The sequence below is a fragment of the Marinobacter sp. ATCH36 genome, from assembly GCF_023555055.1.
In the GTDB taxonomy this organism is placed as follows: domain Bacteria; phylum Pseudomonadota; class Gammaproteobacteria; order Pseudomonadales; family Oleiphilaceae; genus Marinobacter.
In genome coordinates this window covers 241,094-260,704 of the sequence record NZ_JAMJPL010000004.1, presented here as the reverse complement: position 1 = coordinate 260,704, position 19,611 = coordinate 241,094, and the positions used below count along the sequence as shown (strand labels likewise).

Sequence of the window (19,611 nt, the reverse complement as noted above, 5' to 3'; positions counted from 1 at the left end):
TGTGCGTGTTGAATGATTCTGCGAACGTAAAAAGAAAAATTTTAAACCCAAGATAAAAGGGAATTCCTGGGTTTTATTTATATATATTTAAGTTAGGAGGCTAATTTGTGTTTGAAAGAAAAAAAGTTTTCGTGCTTTCAGATAACTGTGAAATGGCGTCATTCATAAAGGCGTTGCTTGACGAAAGTTCAATGGTTGATGTGGATTATTTTTGTTCACCGGTTTCTCCGCTGCGGTCAAGCGGCTTCGATTGGGCCAGTCCGGTAAATCTAAAAAATAATGTAAATGTCTATTCCGGCTACGACATTGGTATTTCCTGTCATAGTAAACAAATTTTTCCCGAAGAACTGGTTAATTCTGTTCCGTGTTATAATGTTCATCCTGGGTATAATCCGTTCAATAAAGGTTGGTATCCTCAGGCTTTTTCAATTATAAATGGTTTGCCGGCTGGATGCACAATACATCGTATGACCGCGGATATTGATGGCGGTCCAATTGTAGACCAAGCGATGGTGCCTATATACTCAGACGATGTCTCTGAGACTGTTTATCGTAGAGTTTTGGAAAAGGAGAAGGAGCTTCTTCGACTTAATATAGATAATCTGATTTTTAGCTCTAAACCTCTCGGAAGGTTGGTCGAAGATAAAGGTAATTATAATTCCGTCTCAGATTTTCGTGCGCTGCAATTGATAGATCTTGATGAGGAAGTAAGGATCGGGGATTTTATAAATCGTATGCGAGCGCTTTCACATCCTCCTTACTGGAACGCATTTTTTGTTGACACTGAAGGTCAAAAAGTTTTTTTAAGGGTTGAGACGAAAAAAGGTATTCAATAAAAGGTTAATACTGTTTTCGGGTTAAGGTCAGGGCTGTTCTTAATCGCGCAAAATTCAAAAAAATTTTTTAAGAGATTTGTGATGACGAAACTCATTGTTCATTGCGGTATGCCTAAAACTGGAACCTCCCTTGCCCAGTTCTATTTTAATAAGTTGGGCAATAAAGGTTACATAAATTATTTTGATAAATTTAAAGCCGGGATTGCTCATCATAAGCTTGCAAATTCGGTTATTTCAGGCTCTCCAATCGATGATTTTTATAACGAGTTAATTAATTTCGGTTGTTCCGATAAGTGTTCCGTTATATCATCCGAGAGCTTCAGTAATGGATTTGGTAGCGATATTGGCAATATTTCAAATTTTTTTGATCGCTGCGGTAAAATCTCTGAATTGAAGGTTTATCTTGTGCTCCGCCGATTTGATTCATTTTTGGATAGCATGTATTGCCAACAAGTGAGATTCGGAAGCTTTAAAGGCGACATTTCCGTTTACATTAAGTCCAGAAGAAAATGGTTCGAAATGTTTTTGAGGGGAGTGGCGAAAATGAAGGCGCAGCACGCACAGTCCTTGAGTATACTGGCTTATACGAAACAGTTTGACGTTGTTGATGTTTTCTCGTCTATACTAGGTATAAATCAGAATGTAACGGAAAAAGCGCTTCTTGGTTTGAGGGATACTTCTAAATTTTCATATAAGTCACAATTATTTTTGCATTTTTTGGATGAGATCAACGAAAAGTTCGGTCTTAGGATAGATCGAAAAACTGCAGTCTCGGTTCTCTCGAATCCAGATTTTGAGTTTTTAGATGATGAGAAAAGATATACGTTCATTGGAAACGATGAAGCCAGAGAATTGAACAATTTTGCGCTACGTCTCGCGGAGGTGAATAACCTCAAAGAATATGCCGATGCTTTTGGTTCTAGTATTGATTTTTCAGATCGGGGCGCCGTTTTACCGATGGTATTTGATGCACTGTCCTCGACGGATGTTTTTGATGTGATTGAATATGCGAAAACAACCCATGATGAACGTTTCGCTCTCTTTAAGTAGCCGTAATTTTGTTCAGGTTTGGTGCGCGTTTAATTAAAAACTGATGTATTTAGGAATGCCCATGTTGAATGCGTCGGGTTTTTTTTAGCAGAAGTTTTTTAATTTAAACAATTGGAGATTTTGAGTTTTTAAAACCTAAAGATTTGGTCGATGGCTGGCACTAATTCTGTTTTCATAGTTGGGTTTCATCGTTCTGCGACTTCTTTGCTGTCAAGCATTCTTGAGAACAGCGGACTTTTCGTTGGCGCTTATTTGATGCCCGGCGCCTTGTCTAACCCCTTGGGCCACCATGAAGATATGGCGGTTGTTAACTTGCATGACGGTGCCCTTTTGGTGAATGGGGTTGATTGGAGGTGTGAGGGTAATATAGGGCCAATAGAAGGTTGGTTGTCGGATTTCTTTACTCGCTATCTCTATTATCGAAAAAAATTGTCTAAGGAGAAATATTTCGGAGTAAAGGACCCCAGAGCTTGCCTGTTCTTAGAAGAATGGCGTAAAGCAGCAGGGTCGTGTGGCAGATACATAGTGGTAGTGCGTCATTGGTCTGGAAATTTTCAATCTCTCTGCCGCCGACACAGCGGATCAATTTCGCTTTCCGAAGGCCCTAGTGAAATAGATGGCAGCTTTTGGTTCAATCCTCTGCTAGCTGCGGACATGTGGTTAACCTACAACCGGAATATTCTCGAATTTCTGCGGTCTTGCCCGGTTAATCAGAGGTTAACAATAACCCATCAGGCCGTGCTCTCGGGGCTCAATCTCCCAGCTCTGGTTAACGATCGGTTTGATCTAGACCTAGATGAGAGTGTCCCTAGTCCTATAAAGAAATCGCTGGTTCACGACCGGATAGAGCAGTCGGTGCGAGAGAGGCTCCCAGAATCCAAAATTGCCGAGATGGAAGAAGTCTGGCAGGCCTTGCTTCAGTTTGCGGACCACCGCGCCCCAAATGAGGAGCCAAACTGGATTCCAGATGTTGAGCTTAAATGCGATCAACTTTCAGTGTATGAGGGCTTGCTGTCAGCAGCAGAAAAGGTTGAACCAACGGTTGGGCTTGGCCCCATTCCTGAAGATCTTGAGGCACTACTTGATTACGCTCGTATTAATCCACTGGTAAAACTGTCGGTTGACGAGCTTTGGCAACGTGTAAAGCTCGAAGCTACTCACCATCCGGAGATGTGGGAAAAGCTTGCTACTGCACTGAAGGCTCGGGGCCATGTCGATAAGGCCGAGAATGCGTTGAATCAGGTTTTGCTTTCGGGAAAAACTCCACCATATATTTATATGCTTTTAGGCACCTGCCGCGAAGCGGAGTTCGACTTCGAGGGGGCGGAACATTTTTATAGAATCGCGCTTTCCCGCAATCCGGCAAATCCGGTTTTCCATGTTCGCATGGCTTATCTTTATTTGGTTCTTGCTCGGTATGAGGAGGCGGAAGCACTGCTGCGAAAAGGTATAGATAGTGGCAACACTAAGCCACTGATGTTCCACGCGCTGGCTAATGTGCTTGATCAACAAGGCAAGACTGAAGAGGCGCTGAAATTATTGGAGGCCCAGGCAGATAGGCCTGAGCTACTCGAAAAGCAGCGAATGACGCTGCTGATGAAAATTGATTACCCCGCGGGTCAAAAACTCTACAAAGAGTGGGCTCGGCAACGTACCCAACGCCCTGAGGTACGAGCACAGGTTGTAAAAACACTCGCCACCGTCCCCGACTTAGCCGCAAGGAAAGATCTGGCCCGCCGAATCGTGCTGGCGTGGCAGTAACTGTTCTATTACCCAAAGGATGTTTTGATGATTTACCCGGTAATTATGGCTGGCGGTAACGGCACCCGCCTATGGCCGATGTCCCGCCAGGCATACCCAAAACAGTTTTTGTCGCTCACGGGCAGTGAGCACTCAATGTTGCAGGAAACGGTGCGTCGGCTAGAAGGCCTGAACGTTGCAGAATCACTCTTGATCTGCAATGAAGAGCATAGGTTTCTGGCGGCCGAGCAAATGCGGCAACTGGGCCACCTCGACCACAACATTATTCTTGAGCCAGCCGGCAGAAATACGGCGCCGGCTATTGCCTTAGCGGCTTTGACCGCTCGACAAAAGAACCCTGAGGCCCTGCTTCTGGTTTTGGCCGCAGACCATACCATTTCCGATCCTGACGCCTTTCGTGACTCCGTAAAGAGCGCAGTTCCGCTCGCAAATGAGGGTGAGTTATTAACCTTTGGAATTGTTCCGACCCATCCCGAGACCGGGTACGGCTATATCCGTCGGGGAGAACCCAGGGACTGTGCCTATTCGGTAGCAGAGTTTGTAGAGAAACCCGATGCCGAAGCAGCACAGAATCACCTTGATAGCGGCAATTATTACTGGAACAGCGGCATGTTTTTGTTCCGGGCAGATACCTATCTGGAAGAACTGAGAACGTTCCGGCCAGATATCCTCGAGGCTTGTGAGTCGGCGTTTAACGATGCGAACGAAGACTTGGATTTTATCCGAGTTAATGAGAAGGCATTTCTTGCGTGCCCGTCGGAATCTGTGGATTACGCCGTCATGGAGCACACGAAAAGAGCGCTTGTGGTTCCCTTGGATGCGGGCTGGAGCGATGTAGGTTCCTGGTCAGCAATTTGGGACATCGCTGAAAAGGACATGAACGGCAATGCCAATCTGGGTGACGTGCTAAACCACCGATCATCAAATAATCTGGTCATGTCCGAAAATGCCTTGGTGGCGACTGTTGGGGTGAACGATCTTGTTGTTGTTCAGACGAAAGATTCGGTGCTGGTCGCTCATAAAAATCACGTGCAGGATGTGAAACACCTGGTTGACACCCTAAAGCAAAGTGACCGCCCAGAATATCGTCTTCATCGGGAAGTATACCGCCCGTGGGGCAGATACGATTCGGTCGATAAAGGCACTCGTTACCAGGTAAAACGTATAACGGTTAAGCCGGGAGAAAAGCTTTCTGTTCAGATGCATCATCATCGGGCAGAGCACTGGATCGTTGTTTCTGGTACAGCATCCGTCACAGTTGATGATGCCACGACTATGGTTACTGAGAATGAGTCCGTCTACATCCCTGTTGGGAAGGTACATTCTCTTGAAAATCCGGGTCGAATTCCGTTGGAGTTGATTGAGGTTCAGAGTGGTTCTTATCTTGGTGAGGATGACATTGTGAGGTTTGAGGATCGTTATGGGCGCAGCTAACTTACACTGTTGATATTAATATTTTGCAGGATTTTTCTTATCCTTGGTTGGAAGATCGAATCCTTAGCAGGATTCTGTATCCAAGGTTATGACTATATATCTACCATAATGGTCCGAAACGGCTTCGATTAATTATTGAAAGAAGGTGCTGCTTTTCAGATGTTGCCAATCTTTTTTGTTCATATTCCTAAAACTGCCGGAACAAGCTTTCGGAAGTCGGCTGAAAACTATTTTGGATCAGGTAACGTGGTTTATGATTACTCGCTAAAATCCAGTGAAACCTCAGAATTGGTGACTGAATTCATCTATGAAAATAAAGATCCGTTTGTCTTTGATCAGATTTTTGAACAGCATTCATACAGCTTTCTTAGTGGACACGTGCACGCAATAAAATATGTGCATTTATTTGGTGTTTCTCAAACGGTGACCTTTTTAAGAGACCCGATTCAAAGAGTGATGTCTGAATATAATCACTTTGTTAGAAACTATAATTATGAGGGTGATTTTCCGTCTTTTTACAGGAAGCCTGGTTTCATTAACCGTTTGTCCAAACTATTGCATCATGTGCCATTAGAGTCGATTGGTATGCTGGGGCTAACGGAGGACTATCAGGTTAGTCTGGATATTTTGAATGACACCTATTCATCAAAGATTGAATACTCCGTCATGAATATGGGGCGGCAAGACAGAGAGCAAAATTATCAAATTCCGCAAGAACAGTTGGATGAATTGCATGGACTCAATCAGCAAGACATCGAACTTTATGGACGGGGAGTAAGGATTTTTAATCAGCGAAAGCAGCTTTTTGATGACAAGCTCCCCTTTGTCCATGGCACCATCCAAAGTGTAAACAAGAAGAGCGTACAAGGGTGGGCGTGGTTTGCGGACAAGAGGATCCCAGTTGAAATCGACGTTTTCCTGAATGAAAAGAAATGCGCCACAGTTAAAGCCACGGATCTTCGCCCGGGATTGTTGCAGCTCGGCCCCCCTCGAAAAGGATACGTTGGCTTTCATTTGAATTTCCCGACTCCGGTTGACCCAGGTACGTTGGTGAGCGCGGTGGTTGCTGAGACCGGGCAGGTTCTCGCGGAAGTTGAATTTTCAGATGCATAATACATTTGCAGTGTTTTCAAAACTGTTCAGGAAAAAGGCAACTGTGGCTATCGGTGCGATCTTTAAAAATGAAGTTGACTACGTTCTGGAATGGTTAGCATGGCACCGAGTTCAGGGTATCCACCATTTCATTGTTTACGACAATGGTTCAGACGACGGAACTTTGGAGTTACTTTCTAAACTGGAAAAGCTGAAGTTCTTGAGGCTTCATACGATCGAAACGAAAGCTGGTGCACAACAGGAGGCATATCAGAGAGTTCTGAGAGACTATGAGGAGAGTTTCGATCTTATTGGTTTTATCGACGCCGATGAGTTTTTGATGCCGCAAGGCTCCTATACGGCAGCTGATTATCTTCGTAGACGCTTTAAGGACCCGGACGTTGGTGCCCTTGGAATTAATTGGCGGGTTTATGGAACGGGCAACCAGAAAAAACGAGGAGATGGGTTCGTATTAAAGCGCTTTAGTCATGCGGCGAGTGACATTCGCCACCGGAATTACTTTTTGAAATCGGTTTATCGACCGAAGGCGGTAAACAAGGTCTTCCCTCATAGAGCTGCGCTGAAACCAGGGTATGTGTACGTTAACACTCAGGGTGAACAGCTGAAGTTCGCAAATTTCAAGCAAGGAATAGAGCCGGTTCGTAAGGGTGCGACCACAGGTGTTTCGCTCACTGTGTGCAATGCCGGGCTGCGAGTTAATCACTACGCGCTCAAGTCTGAAGAGGAATTTATCGGCAAAAAGAAATATAAGGGCGATGCAGTGATTGGCAAAGACCATGTTCGAGGCGATGCGTATTTCCGGGAATTTAATTTGAATGATGAGGTAATACCCGTGGCAGAGACTTGGTTCAGAAAAATGTCGGTAGAGCACGATCGCATTGCACGTGCTTTGAGTAATGCCAAATGATGTTTTATTGCCGCAGCCAGGAGTTATAAGTTGAGAGTAAGGCAGGTTGTTCGTAAGGTACTTGTTGCCCTTCTAAACCGTTCACCTCTTGTGCGGAATGTTGCCGCAGATCTCGAGCCTCTGGCTCAGGTTGAGTTAGCCAGTATTGCCAGTAACCATCACCTGGTAGCTGTTGGGCCGGACCCGCAATTTATTACCCGGAATCGGTTGATGAAAAGTGGCTTTTACATGGTGGAGGTTAACGTACCGACCAATGCCACCAGTGCTGTAGCAAAGCTATATTTTGATACTGGTGAAGGTTTCACTGAGGCCTGTAGCTGTGTGTTCCCTTTGAAACGGGGCCGCTTAACAAAACGCTTGGTCAAAGTTCCGAAAGGTACTCGACGGTTTCGGTTTGACCCCATCGATTGCACCGGTGAGTTTTCGTTGGCGCGCCTGCGTTTTGCCTGGGCGCCCTGGCGATTTGCAAGCAAGCGAATATATCAGCGGTTGGTCAATCTTCACCCGGCTTATAAGGGGCTAAAGCCGTCGAAAGTTCCGGCAAGATTGGAGGAACTTGCACGGGAGAAAAGTACGGCCTCGTCCGATGATGTGCTTTCGCAGCATTACGAGCAAACCTTCGCCAAGACTAGCTCAACGCTCGATTACAATGAGTGGTTGGCCGCCCGGGATCAGATGTCGAAAATGGAGCGCAAAGCACTTTTGGATAGTATGGTGAAGCGGCCACTTTTTTCCGTGCTTGTGCCGGTGTACAACCCGACTATCGCATTTTTAGAATTGGCGATAGAGTCGGTGTTGTATCAAACCTATCCAAATTGGCAACTCTGTATTGCCAACGATGCTTCGACTGATCCCGAGGTAAGAAGAGTTCTCGATGATTACGCAGCCCTCGATACGCGAATCAATGTGGTGCATCGGTCCGTGAACGGGCACATTAGTATCGCGAGTAATTCGGCACTGGAAATTGCGGAGGGCGACTTCATTTCTTTACTGGATCACGATGATGAACTAGCGGCTGATGCACTGCTTTGGGTTGCCAAAGCGTTGAACGAACACCCGGATGCGCTTTTGGTTTATTCCGACGAAGATAAGCTGGATGAGTTCGGCCAGCGTTTTGACCCCCACTTCAAGCCTGACTGGAATCCTGAACTGCTGTTTGGTCAAAATTACATCAGCCATCTTGGTGTGTATCAAACCGAGCGCATTCGGCAGATTGGTGGTTTTCGTGAGGGTTTCGAGGGCAGCCAGGACCACGACTTGGTTTTGCGTTTTGCGAATGGGTTGGATGAACGGTATATCGTTCATATTCCCGAAGTGCTTTATCACTGGCGATCCCTTGAAGGATCCACTGCTAGGGCCAGCGGTGAGAAGCTCTATACAACGCAAGCAGGCCTGAATGCCGTGTCTGAGGCCGTTTCAAATATCCCCGGGGTATCCGTTCTGGAGGGGCCGGTACCCAACACTTATCGCGTGAAATACCCGTTGCCGGAAATGCCTCCCATGGTCAGTTTGCTGATTCCCACCCGTGATGGTGTTGATATTCTCAAACCCTGTGTGGATGCATTGCTCAGCCGAACGGATTATTCGAATTTCGAGGTTCTGATCCTGGATAACCAGTCCAGTTGCGAGCAAACACTGCAGTATATGGCTGAAGTGTCTGAGGATCCGCGGGTAAGGGTCTTACGCTGGGATTTTCCGTTCAATTACTCGGCTATTAATAACTTTGGTGCAGAGCAGGCGCGCGGTGAGATTATTGGCCTGGTAAATAACGATGTCGAGCCTATCAATGCCGACTGGCTGTGCGAGATGGTACGGCATGCAGCCCGCCCGGAAATAGGGTGTGTGGGAGCCAAATTGTATTACCCGAATAATACGATTCAACACGCCGGGGTGGTTCTGGGCATTGGAGGAGTAGCCGGGCATTCTCACAAGTATTTTGACCGTTATGCCGATGGTTATTTTTCACGTTTGCACCTGGTTCATAATATGTCGGCGGTAACAGGTGCATGTTTGTTGGTTAGAAAACCTGTTTTTGTTGAAGTCGGTGGTTTGGATGAAGACAACTTGGCTATCGCATTCAATGACGTTGATTTTTGCCTCAAAGTCCGTGAGGCGGGGTATCGAAATTTATGGACGCCCTTTGCAGAGGCATATCATCATGAATCGGTTTCCCGTGGCGCTGACGATACGCCGGAAAAACGGGATCGCCACAATGGTGAGGCAGATTATATGCGCAAGCGGTGGGGCGATGTTTTGTTCATTGATCCCGCCTACAATTCAAACTTGACGCTGATCCATGAAGATTTCTCTCTTCGTCCGCTCTGATCCGAAATTCAAGCGACTATCATATGATCATCTCTAAATTACTTTCCGCCTATAAGCAGTATACACCAAACCCGTTAAACTCCGCAGAACGCGTCACTTTCGGCACCTCGGGCCATCGTGGTTCCTCGCTGAATCGGAGTTTTAACCAGCCTCACATCCTCGCCATAACCCAGGCGGTGGTGGAGTGGCGTAGTCGCCAGGGTGTTGCCGGGCCGCTCTATGTTGGCAAAGATACCCACGGATTGTCCGGCGTTGCCATGGATACGGTTCTGGAAGTGCTTGCCGGCAATGGGGTGGTTACACGAGTCGATGCCAATGGTGGCTATACGCCTACACCGCTTGTCTCCCACGCCATTCTGGCCCACAACGCCGATAGCCCCGCTGGTCTGGCAGACGGGTTGATCATCACGCCCTCTCACAATCCGCCTGAAGACGGAGGGATCAAGTACAATGGCCCGGATGGTGGGCCGGCAGGCACGGACGCCACGGGCTGGATCGAGCAACGCGCAAACGAGATTCTGGCAGCGGGCCTTGATGGCGTAAAAACCTCTCCGCTTGGCAGTGCCGCTGTTGCTCCAGAACCCTGGGATTACGTGCAGCGCTATGTGCGTGCATTGCCGCAGGTGATCGATATGGCGGCCATTGCCGAGAGTGGTCTGAAGCTTGGTGTTGATCCCATGGGCGGCTCGGCACTGGCGGTTTGGCAGGCTGTTGCCGAGACCTATTGCCTGGACCTGGAGATCGTCAATCGCCAGCAGGACCCTGAGTTTGCGTTTATGCCGCCGGACCACGATGGGAAGATCCGTATGGATTGTTCCAGCCCGGCAGCGATGGCAAACCTTCTCAAGATCCGGGATCGCTTTGACCTGGCGTTCGGCAATGATCCGGATGCGGACCGGCATGGGGTTGTGGATGCTGGCGGCCTGATGAACCCGAACCATTATCTGGCCGTGTGCATCGATTATCTGCTCAGCCATCGGCCGGAATGGTCGCCGGATTTGAAAGTGGGTAAAACGTTGGTGTCCTCCTCAATGATCGACAGGGTGGTGGCCGGCCGAAGTGCGGGGCTTTACGAGGTTCCTGTTGGCTTCAAGTGGTTTGTAGAGGGCCTTCATGGAGGAAGCCTGGCCTTCGGCGGAGAGGAAAGCGCGGGTGCGAGTTTTCTGACGATGGACGGCAAGCCCTGGAGCACCGACAAAGATGGCATCATCCTTTGCCTTTTGGCCGCAGAAATCCGGGCAAAAACGGGCAAGCTGCCCAGTGAGTATTACAAGGAATTGACCGAGAAATACGGCGCCCCGGTGTATCGCCGCAAGGATTTTCCTGCCTCGGAGGCGCAAAAGCAGCGCCTGAAAACACTCAAACCAGCAGACTTGCCGTTTTCGGAGTTGGCGGGCGATCGCGTAATGGAAGTCTTTACGACGGCGCCAGGCAATAGCGCAGCCATTGGTGGCGTTAAGGTAACGACCAGAAACGGTTGGTTCGCAGCCAGACCGAGCGGAACGGAGAAATTGTGTAAGGTCTACGCCGAGAGTTTTGTGAACGAGGAACACCTGGCTCAGATTTTTGAGCAGGCTGAAACTTTATTGTAAACAAGGGTGAGAAGATTCGAATGGACTACCAACCACTGAAGATTCCCGATGTTGTGTTGATGACCCCCAAAGTATTCGGGGACGAGCGTGGCTTCTTCCTCGAAACCTTCCGCCAGAGCGAGTTTGAAAAGCACTGCGGTAACTACACTTTCGTGCAGGATAACCACAGCAAGTCCGCCAAGGGCATTTTGCGTGGCCTGCACTACCAGCTTGAAAACCCCCAGGGCAAGCTGGTTCGGGTGACCCGTGGTGAGGTGTTTGATGTGGCGGTGGATCTGCGCAAAAGCTCGCCCACCTTTGGCCAGTGGGTAGGTGCTACTTTGAGCGAAGAGAACAAGCAGATGCTGTGGGTTCCGCCCGGTTTTGCTCATGCGTTTTATGTGACCAGCGATGAGGCAGAGTTTCAGTACAAGTGCACGGATTATTATGCGCCGGGGGATGAGTATTCCATTCGCTGGGATGATCCGGATCTGGGGATTGACTGGCCGCTGAAGGGTGAGGCGCCACGGGTGTCTGAGAAGGATGGTAATGGGTTATTGTTTCGGGATGCGCCGGGTTTTGAATAATTGTGCTATTCTGCATCGATCGTATGAACATTGATGCATGGTGAAGATATGGCGACCATACGCAAGACAATTTCACTGACCGACCAACAAGGCGACTGGGTTAAGTCTCGTATTGCTAATGGCGGATTCACCAACGACAGCGAGTATTTTCGTGATTTGATCCGCCAGGATCAGGCTCGTAATGCGGGGGTTGAACAACTTCGGGCAGCTCTTGAGGAGGGTGAGCGAAGTGGTATCAGCAATCGTACCCCGCAGGAAATTCGCCAGGCGGCCAGGGAGAGGCTGGAAGCAGATGGTAAACTACCGGCTCAGTAAAAGAGCGGATGAGGATTTTGAATCTGTCTATTTGTTCGGTTTACTGAATTTTGGTCTGAGGCAAGCGGATGCTTATGCCGATGGCTTGGAAAAGCGCTTTGAGCAGATCGCAGCGCAGCCTGATTTATATCCTGCCATTGAACATATTAAGCCAGGATTCAGGTTCAGTGTTTATCAGAGTCATTCAATTTACTACAGGATTGATCAAACTGGAGTTCTTATTGTCCGTATCTTGCGTAATCAAGATGTTGGGGCCGCTTTATGAATTCAGTCATGGTCAGCCCGCGAGGGCATGATGCACTGGGATGGGCAGCGCTTCAGCCATTAGGCCCGCTACCTTCCCCGTCTGGTTGATTCGCTGTATCAGTGCACAGATTATTACGTGCCGGGTTTTGATTAATTCGCCTACTCCATGCTTGCGGTGTTCAGATATCCATTGGGATTATGTTGCCAGCACCTGCTAGAATTGTTTTTTATAAATAGCCGGCATTTTTAATCGTTTTTTTGGCAGGATAATCATTTTGAGCACGATAGCGGGTGATGAAATCGGCTATGCCTGGTTGGCGGCACGCTATAACGTGCAGGCGACCCAGCCGCTGCCGGTGGAGAGCCGTATTGGGCGTAGGCGCCAAACCTATGACCAGGCCGGCCGCCGCCTGGAATATTACACAGAGGCGATGCGTCCTCAAAGTACGCTGGGTGCGCATCTCACGTTCGCCTTGAAACACGAAGGTGTAGTGCTGGAATTCCTGGCACGGTTGTTTGTAGCGCTGCCCGCACAGGCGCTTGCTGAATGGATACGCTCCGAACCTACCGGCCAGTATGCCCGGCGTGCCGGGTTTCTCTACGAGTGGCTGACGAGCAATACCCTGAAAGTGGAGGGTGTTGGCGGCAACTATCGTCATGCTCTGGATCCCCAACTTTACGTCACGGCGGCCACTGGTGTGCGTCGCAACCGCCGCTGGCGGATTAATGACAACCTGCCAGGGACCCCTGAATTCTGCCCGCTCGTTCGGCGCACGCCGTTGTTGGCGGAAGCCCGCCAATACGCAATCGCTGACCGGCTTGCAGCGATGGAAGGCGAGTTCGGCCCGGATATTGTGCGTCGCAGCGCGGTGTGGCTGACCATTAAAGAGAGCCGTGCCAGTTTTGTGATAGAGCACGAAGGGCAGCACCAGGACCGCATACGCCGTTTCGCCACCGCCATGGAGCAGTACTGTGGCCGGCTGGACTCTCCCCTCGATGAGCGTGCCCTGAGTGAGTTTCAGTCGGCTATCCTGGGGACGACTACGATTCGGACGGGCCTGCGCCAGTCGCCGGTTTTCGTTGGGAGTAACTCGATCGACTACGGCGCGATTGTGCATTATGTGTGTCCGCACTGGGAATGGTTACCAGGCATGCTGGATGGGTTGCAGTGTTTTCTGGCACGAACCGAACCGGGGGAGGCATTGGTGCGTGCTGCCGTGGCGAGTTTCGGGTTTGTGTTTATTCATCCGCTGGCGGATGGCAATGGGCGAATCTCCCGTTTTCTGGTGAATGATACCCTCCGCCGCGACGGCGTGGTGCCCGAGCCCTTCATTTTGCCGATTTCAGCGGCGATAACATCATCGGCGGTGAGACGGGCTGAGTATGACCGAATTCTTGAGCGCTATTCTCGGCCTTTGATGTCGGCTTACCGCGATGCGGTCGATTTTACCCATGAACGCGTGGCGTATGCAGATGGCATTGAATCGGACTTTGCTTTTAATGCATATGACGAGGCGGCGTCTGTCTGGCGCTATCCGGACTTGACCGAACAAGCGGAATACTTGTTCGCGATCATTGGCCATACCCTGGAGCACGAGATGCACCATCAGGCCGCCTTTCAAAGGGCCTGGTACCGCACACGCGAGGCGATCAAGGATTGGGTTGAAGGCCCCGATGAACATATCGATCGCATGATCCGGGCAATACGCCAGCATGGCCGTGTCAGTGGCAAATTGATGAAGGAGTTTCCGGTGCTGGCGCAGGCTGGCCTTGCATCTGAAATAGAGCAGGCTGTGGCTGAAGGTTTCGCCGATCTGCCGGATGTGCAGTAGTCGGCGGAGAGAACAAGCAGATGCTGTGGGTTCCGCCTTTTTTTTGGATATCTTTGTATCTATTTTGGTATAATAATGCCTGTTTTGGATATGGGGGAGTCTAATTTTGAATCTTGTGTCGGGGCGGGATGTTCAAACTACGTTGGCAGGTTACGTGCAACAACGTCGGAAGGTCCTGAAGTGGTCCAGGGCGGCGCTGGCAGAGCGCAGCACGGTGCCGGCGCCAACGATCAAGAAATTTGAAACGACAGGGCAGATTTCATTGCGGCAATTTTTGTTGCTGTGGCAGTGTGTGGACGATCTTCAGCGTGTGCAAAGCCTGGCCCAGGGCCGCGAACAGAAGCCGCTGCCGCAGACTCTGGATGAGGTTCTTGCCCAGTGAGTTTTGCGCCTGTTCGACAGTTGACCGTTTGGCGTACATTCGGCAATGGTCAGCAAGCTCGGGTTGGTGGATTGGCGCAGAACCGGGAGGGTGTGTTTTTTCAGTATGATGCGAGCTATCTGGCGCAATTCAGCCCGCTTTCTCCTTTCACCCTGAAGTGGGATGCGAGCGTGCAGCTCGCACCGCGAGAGCCGCACGGCGGTTTGCACGGGGTATTCGCCGATTCCCTGCCTGATGGTTGGGGGTTGCTGTTGATGGATCGGGTTTTTCGCCAGCAGGGCGTTTTGCCGTCGCAGGTGACGCCGATGGACCGCTTGGCGTTTGTGGGGGCCAGCGGGAGTGGTGCGCTGAGTTATACCCCGGTGGCGGATTTTGCGCCTGCGGCAAATTCCAGGCTGTTCGACATGGCTGAGTTGGGGCTCCACGCGCAGGCCGTGTTTGATGGGCAAACGACGGATGTACTGGCGGAGCTGGTTACGGCAGGCAGCTCGGCAGGTGCCCGGCCAAAGGCGCAGTTGTATTTTGCCGCAGGGGAGTACGATGTTTGCCGTACCCGTGCAGTGGCAGGAGATGAAGCCTGGCTGGTGAAGTTTACTTCGGCCAACTTGCCTTTGGGGCACGAAGAAGGATTGTGTGAGGCGGTTTACCTGGCGCTGGCAGAGCGAGCGGGTTTGCAGCCACCGCGCTGGCAGTTGCTTGCGGCTCCGGAAGAATCTGGCGCCAGGGCGTGGCTGGCGGTTGAGCGGTTTGACCGGGTATGGCACGCGGATGATGTGCTGGGCTGTGTTCATTTGCACAGCGCCTGTGGTTTGCTGGATGCGGATTTCCGCGCACCGAGCCTGGATTATGAAGATTTGATCAAGGCCAGCGGCCAGTTATGCCGTGGTGCCAGGGCTTCGCAGTTACAGTTTTTGCGGGCGGTGTTTAATTTGTTCGCCTTGAACCAGGATGATCACAGCAAGAACTGGGCTTTCCTGCAGGGTGATGATGGCGACTGGCGTCCGGCGCCGTTTTACGATGTGACCTTCAGCCCCGGCCGTTTTGCGGAACACAGCACGGCGTATGCAGGTTTCGGTAAAAAACCTCCGTCAAAAGCGCTGCAGAAACTGGCGGCCGAAGCGGGTTATGCCAATTGGTCACAGGCCCGCCAGGAAATGCAGCGCGTGCTGGATGCCTTGGCCGGGTTTTCCTCGGTAGCCACAGAACTTGGCGTAAGCGCAGAGACCACCCGGTTGATACAGCAGCAGCTTGATCAAACATACCAGCAAAACATTCAGGATATCGGGTGACTCCGGTTTACGTTGTTCAGCAAAGCCAAAATCCCTCAACGGATTTCTTTATTGCCCCGCTGCTGCGCGCAGAAGGTTTAGGCGCCCGATTTTTTTCTTTCCATGAAGTTCCGGAAGCGCAAAGTCTGGCAAACGCCACTGTGGTGTTCGTACGTTACGTGCCCCCCGCCTGGAAAGCTTTGTTAAAGCAACAGCATCCCGCGAGGTTGGTGTTCTTCATGGATGATGATTTGTTCGACTTTCGCGCCTTTCGGGGTATGCCGTGGCATTATCAGCGCAAGTTGTTCCGCTTGGCGTGGCGTCATCGGCGGTGGTTGAAAAACGTTGGGGCGGAGCTATGGGTGTCATCGCCCTGGCTGGCGCAGAAGTATTCCGGTTGGCATCCAACGGTTCTGGAGCCAGGAAACCCACACGGCGCGGTCCCGGAGTTTACCGACCCGGCCATGAAAATCATTTTCTACCACGGGTCTGCCTCGCACCGGGGTGAACTGGAGTGGCTTGAGCCGGTGGTGGAGCGGGTACTGGCCGCCCGCAGCGATGTATGTTTTGAGGTAATAGGCGATAGGAAAGTGCGGGATCGCTTTGCCCATCTTTCTGGTGTGCACGTGGTTCACCCCATGAGCTGGCCCGCCTACAAAGCCTTTATTCAGCGCCCCGGGCGCACCATTGGCCTGGCGCCCTTGCTGGATACCCCGTTCAACGCTGCCCGTGCGCCCACCAAGTTTTTTGATATAACCGCTGCCGGCGCCGTGGGTGTGTATGCAGACACGCCGGTTTACCAGCGCCTGGTTCAGCATGGGTTTAACGGCGTGATGCTCCCGATGGAGTCCCCGGAGGCGTGGAGCCGGGAAATTCTCAGGCTGTTGGATTCGCCCGAGGTTCGGGGTGGGCTTTATGACAACGCCTAGGCAATCATTCAATAATGTGTTTCAGTGGGCTTCGTGCAACAAGATAACAATCACTACCTGACCACCTCCCCGGCTCTCCACAAGATTCCGAACCTGGAAATCTTCACAGGTATGCCGGTAAAGCGCTATCGCGCCGGTGTTTCATCACGATCCGCCAGTGCCGTCTTGGCCTGGGGCCGAAAGCCTTCAGCAGTAAAAGCCGAAGCCGCTGCCACTAAACTGGGCCTTCCCGTGTTTCGCCTGGAGGATGGGTTTCTTCGCTCTGTAGAGCCGGGCGCGGAGCATCCGCCGTTGTCGCTGGTCGGGGATGATGAGGGGATTTACTACGACGCCAGCCGGCCCTGCCGCCTGGACCGGCTTTTGGCGGAGCCTGTTTCACTGGAACAGGCCGACCGCGCCCGTTTGTTGATGCGACTGTGGCGTGAGGGCCGGGTTTCCAAGTACAACCATGCTCGGGAACGTCACTACGGGCAGTTGGCGCCTTACGTGCTGGTGGTGGACCAGACCGCTGGCGATGCCTCTGTTGGTTTTGGCCAGGCCGATGCCAGCAGTTTTGAGGCAATGCTGAAAGCGGCACTGGAACGATTCCCCGGCCATAGAGTATTGCTTAAGACCCACCCGGATGTGGTTGCGGGCCGGAAATCGGGTTACTTCAGCCAGTCTTCCGAAGCCCAATCGCCGCGTGTAACCTGGATTGGTGAAAATGTGCATGCGCCTTCATTGATTGAACAAGCTTCCGCTGTATTCTGCGTAACGTCTCAGGTGGGGTTTGAAGCTTTGCTTTGGGGTAAGTCCGTGCATGTGTTCGGGATGCCGTTTTACGCCGGGCGAGGGCTGACCGAAGATGCTCTGCCTGCTCCGGGCTTCCGCAAGCCGGTGCGTCTGGAAGCGCTGGTGTACGCAGCGCTTGTGGAGTACCCGTGGTATGTGGATCCGGAAAAAGCGGAACTCTGTCAGCCGGAACGAGTGCTGAGCTGGCTGTCTTTTCAGCGGGTTGAGCGAGAGCGGTTTCCCGAAAAGCTCTATTCGCCAAGAGTTTCGCTCTGGAAACGCAAGGCCCTGAGACGGTTCTTGGCCGGCAGCGAGTTGGTGGATGAGCGGGATAGCCCGCCACCCGAAGGGACGACTCGGGTCGTTTGGGGGCTGGCGGAATCTCGCGAACCGGTGGTTCGGGTTGAAGACGGGTTTATCCGTTCGGTTGGTCTCGGTGCGGATCTGGTGCAGCCGCAATCCTGGGTATTTGATGATGTGGGAATGTACTACGATGCCACGCGGCCTTCCAGGCTGGAGCAGATTCTTCAGACTGGAGAATTCGATGAGGCGTTGCTCGCCCGGGCCAGGGCGCTTATCGAAACGCTGGCACAATCCGGTACCACAAAATACAACTTGGGCTTGAAAAACTGGGCCCGTCCGGTGGGTCACCAGAGAGTCATTGTGGTGCCGGGGCAGGTGGAGTCTGATGCTTCCATCCGTTATGGTTCGCCGCTCGTGAAAAGCAATCTGGAGCTTCTCAAGCGCGTTCGCAGTGCCAATCCGGATGCCTGGGTTATCTATAAACCCCACCCTGATGTGGTGGCTGGTTTGCGAAAGCAGGGGCAAGGTGAAGATAACAGCATGAACTGGTGCGATGAGGTTGTGGTCGATCAGGACATGGCGCACCTGCTGGGATTGGTGGACGAGGTGCACACGTTGACCTCCCTTGCCGGGTTTGAGGCGCTTGTGAGAGGCGTGCCTGTGATCTGCTATGGCCAACCATTTTACAGTGGCTGGGGGCTGACGGACGATATCGATCCCTGTGAACGCCGCACTCGGACATTATCGCTAGAGGCACTTGTTGCGGGCGCACTGATTCTGTACCCCACCTACATCAGCCGGGTGACGGGCCAATACACAACGGTGGAAACGGTAATCCGTGAAATCCGCCAAGCCCGGGCGACCTCTGAACCCAGGGTTGGTATCCTCCTGCGTTTTTCAAGATCGCTTCGGCGAGCCTGGCGGTTTCGAGTGTTCGGCGAAAAAAGCAGTTATATCTGACAAGGAACCTATGCAAACCTACGACGTATTTAATGGCGATGCAGACGGCATCTGCGCGCTGATTCAGCTTCGCCTTGCTGAACCTTGCGAATCAGTTCTAATCACTGGCGTAAAACGCGATACCACCCTCGCGCGGCATGTTCCCGGAAGCGAGCCGGCTCAGGTCAACATCCTGGATGTTAGCCTGGATAAAAACCGGGACGCCGTGGATGCTCTGTTGGCTGCCGGTTGCCGTGTGTTCTATGTAGACCACCACTTCGCCGGTGATACCCTACCGGAGCATACCCATTTCACCGCACTGATCGATACTCAACCTACGACCTGCACCAGTCTGCTGGTGGATCAGCACCTTAAGAGCCGGTTCCATAACTGGGCGATTGCGGCTGCGTTTGGCGATAACCTCAATGCGGTTGGTGAGGACCTGGCAGCCAGGGCCGGTTTGTCATCCGATCAGACTGAGGCGCTTAAAACTCTCGGCGTTTGTATCAACTACAACGGCTATGGCGCCACGATTGAGGACCTGCACTTTCACCCGGCGGATTTGTACCGGGAATTCGTGACGTTTGCTGATCCCCTTGAGCTGATTGATTCTGAGCCTGCTGCCTGGCAGCAACTGCGGGATGGCTACGAGGCCGACATGGCGCAGGGCTTGGCTGCTTCTGTACTGGCGGAGACCGCCACATCTCTGGTGGTGAAATTGCCGGGTGAGGCTTGGGCCCGCCGTGTCAGTGGTGTGCTGGGTAATGAGCTGGCCAACCTTAATCCCGACAGAGCCTGTGCGATTGTTACGGAGCAAGCCGATAAGACGTATCTGGTGAGTATTCGTGCGCCCCTGAATAATCGCAGCGGTGCTGATGAAGTGGCCCGGCAGTTTCCCACCGGAGGTGGGCGCCAGGCGGCGGCCGGGATTAATGCGTTGCCAGCTGATCAGTTGGATGAGTTTCTTGGTGCTATGTCTGGCGCTTGGAGTTGAATTGAGAAGAAGGGTGGGGTCTGACCCCGTTCGGGGTCAGACCCCTTT

At 51.5% G+C, this 19,611-nt stretch carries 17 protein-coding genes; all 17 read left to right on the top strand.

Annotated elements, in window-relative coordinates:
* The first annotated feature begins 107 nt into the window (after positions 1-107).
* The 17 genes from M8010_RS14285 (at position 108) to M8010_RS14205 (ending at position 19,563) form a co-directional block, all read left to right on the top strand.
* Entirely contained in the window at positions 108-836 is a 729-nt protein-coding gene (locus M8010_RS14285) for a dTDP-4-amino-4,6-dideoxyglucose formyltransferase (protein WP_250092381.1), read from the top strand.
* Positions 837-917: 81 nt separating this feature from the next.
* A complete protein-coding gene (locus tag M8010_RS14280) occupies positions 918-1,886 on the top strand; it encodes a hypothetical protein (RefSeq protein WP_250092379.1) in 969 nt (322 codons plus the stop codon).
* A gap of 150 nt (positions 1,887-2,036) precedes the next feature.
* Positions 2,037-3,647: a tetratricopeptide repeat protein gene (locus M8010_RS14275; protein WP_250092372.1), complete on the top strand. Its 1,611-nt coding sequence runs from the start codon at positions 2,037-2,039 to the stop codon at positions 3,645-3,647.
* A gap of 27 nt (positions 3,648-3,674) precedes the next feature.
* Entirely contained in the window at positions 3,675-5,081 is a 1,407-nt protein-coding gene (locus M8010_RS14270) for a mannose-1-phosphate guanylyltransferase/mannose-6-phosphate isomerase (RefSeq protein WP_250092367.1), read from the top strand.
* 135 nt (positions 5,082-5,216) lie between these two features.
* Entirely contained in the window at positions 5,217-6,194 is a 978-nt protein-coding gene (locus M8010_RS14265; protein WP_250092366.1) for a sulfotransferase family 2 domain-containing protein, read from the top strand.
* Positions 6,187-7,101 carry a glycosyltransferase family 2 protein gene (locus tag M8010_RS14260; protein ID WP_250092364.1) on the top strand — a complete coding sequence of 305 codons (915 nt, stop codon included), beginning with the start codon at positions 6,187-6,189 and terminating at the stop codon, positions 7,099-7,101. Before M8010_RS14265 ends, M8010_RS14260 begins: the two co-directional genes overlap by 8 nt.
* Positions 7,102-7,131: 30 nt before the next feature.
* Positions 7,132-9,426: a glycosyltransferase family 2 protein gene (locus M8010_RS14255; RefSeq protein ID WP_250092357.1), complete on the top strand. Its 2,295-nt coding sequence runs from the start codon at positions 7,132-7,134 to the stop codon at positions 9,424-9,426.
* 23 nt (positions 9,427-9,449) lie between these two features.
* Positions 9,450-11,018 carry a phosphoglucomutase gene (locus M8010_RS14250; RefSeq protein ID WP_250092355.1) on the top strand — a complete coding sequence of 523 codons (1,569 nt, stop codon included), beginning with the start codon at positions 9,450-9,452 and terminating at the stop codon, positions 11,016-11,018.
* 20 nt (positions 11,019-11,038) lie between these two features.
* A complete protein-coding gene (rfbC, locus tag M8010_RS14245; protein ID WP_250092353.1) occupies positions 11,039-11,584 on the top strand; it encodes a dTDP-4-dehydrorhamnose 3,5-epimerase in 546 nt (181 codons plus the stop codon).
* A gap of 48 nt (positions 11,585-11,632) precedes the next feature.
* Positions 11,633-11,899, top strand: coding sequence for a type II toxin-antitoxin system ParD family antitoxin (locus M8010_RS14240; RefSeq protein ID WP_250092352.1), 267 nt, complete (start codon positions 11,633-11,635; stop codon positions 11,897-11,899).
* The gene (locus M8010_RS14235; RefSeq protein WP_250092350.1) at positions 11,877-12,164 is read left to right on the top strand and encodes a type II toxin-antitoxin system RelE/ParE family toxin; all 288 of its coding nucleotides are present in this window, start codon (positions 11,877-11,879) and stop codon (positions 12,162-12,164) included. Before M8010_RS14240 ends, M8010_RS14235 begins: the two co-directional genes overlap by 23 nt.
* Before the next feature lie 256 nt (positions 12,165-12,420).
* Complete coding sequence (locus tag M8010_RS14230) at positions 12,421-13,977, top strand: Fic family protein (protein WP_250092349.1); 1,557 nt, start codon at positions 12,421-12,423, stop codon at positions 13,975-13,977.
* 115 nt (positions 13,978-14,092) lie between these two features.
* Positions 14,093-14,359: an XRE family transcriptional regulator gene (locus M8010_RS14225; protein WP_250092722.1), complete on the top strand. Its 267-nt coding sequence runs from the start codon at positions 14,093-14,095 to the stop codon at positions 14,357-14,359.
* Positions 14,356-15,648: a type II toxin-antitoxin system HipA family toxin gene (locus M8010_RS14220; protein ID WP_250092335.1), complete on the top strand. Its 1,293-nt coding sequence runs from the start codon at positions 14,356-14,358 to the stop codon at positions 15,646-15,648. The genes M8010_RS14225 and M8010_RS14220 overlap by 4 nt, the downstream gene beginning before the upstream one ends.
* The gene (locus M8010_RS14215; protein ID WP_250092334.1) at positions 15,645-16,556 is read left to right on the top strand and encodes a glycosyltransferase family protein; all 912 of its coding nucleotides are present in this window, start codon (positions 15,645-15,647) and stop codon (positions 16,554-16,556) included. Before M8010_RS14220 ends, M8010_RS14215 begins: the two co-directional genes overlap by 4 nt.
* A 33-nt stretch (positions 16,557-16,589) precedes the next feature.
* Entirely contained in the window at positions 16,590-18,590 is a 2,001-nt protein-coding gene (locus tag M8010_RS14210) for a capsule polysaccharide biogenesis protein (protein WP_250092333.1), read from the top strand.
* A 10-nt stretch (positions 18,591-18,600) separates the two neighbouring features.
* A complete protein-coding gene (locus M8010_RS14205) occupies positions 18,601-19,563 on the top strand; it encodes a DHH family phosphoesterase (protein WP_250092332.1) in 963 nt (320 codons plus the stop codon).
* Positions 19,564-19,611 lie beyond the last annotated feature (48 nt).

Bases quoted from the DNA above. Each gene is read 5' to 3' on its own strand.
- M8010_RS14280 (WP_250092379.1), top strand. From the start codon at position 918: ATGACGAAACTCATTGTTCATTGCGGTATGCCTAAAACTGGAACCTCC.
- M8010_RS14275 (WP_250092372.1), top strand. From the start codon at position 2,037: ATGGCTGGCACTAATTCTGTTTTCATAGTTGGGTTTCATCGTTCTGCG.
- M8010_RS14270 (WP_250092367.1), top strand. From the start codon at position 3,675: ATGATTTACCCGGTAATTATGGCTGGCGGTAACGGCACCCGCCTATGG.
- M8010_RS14260 (WP_250092364.1), top strand. From the start codon at position 6,187: ATGCATAATACATTTGCAGTGTTTTCAAAACTGTTCAGGAAAAAGGCA.
- M8010_RS14250 (WP_250092355.1), top strand. From the start codon at position 9,450: ATGATCATCTCTAAATTACTTTCCGCCTATAAGCAGTATACACCAAAC.
- rfbC (WP_250092353.1), top strand. From the start codon at position 11,039: ATGGACTACCAACCACTGAAGATTCCCGATGTTGTGTTGATGACCCCC.
- M8010_RS14240 (WP_250092352.1), top strand. From the start codon at position 11,633: ATGGCGACCATACGCAAGACAATTTCACTGACCGACCAACAAGGCGAC.
- M8010_RS14235 (WP_250092350.1), top strand. From the start codon at position 11,877: ATGGTAAACTACCGGCTCAGTAAAAGAGCGGATGAGGATTTTGAATCT.
- M8010_RS14205 (WP_250092332.1), top strand. From the start codon at position 18,601: ATGCAAACCTACGACGTATTTAATGGCGATGCAGACGGCATCTGCGCG.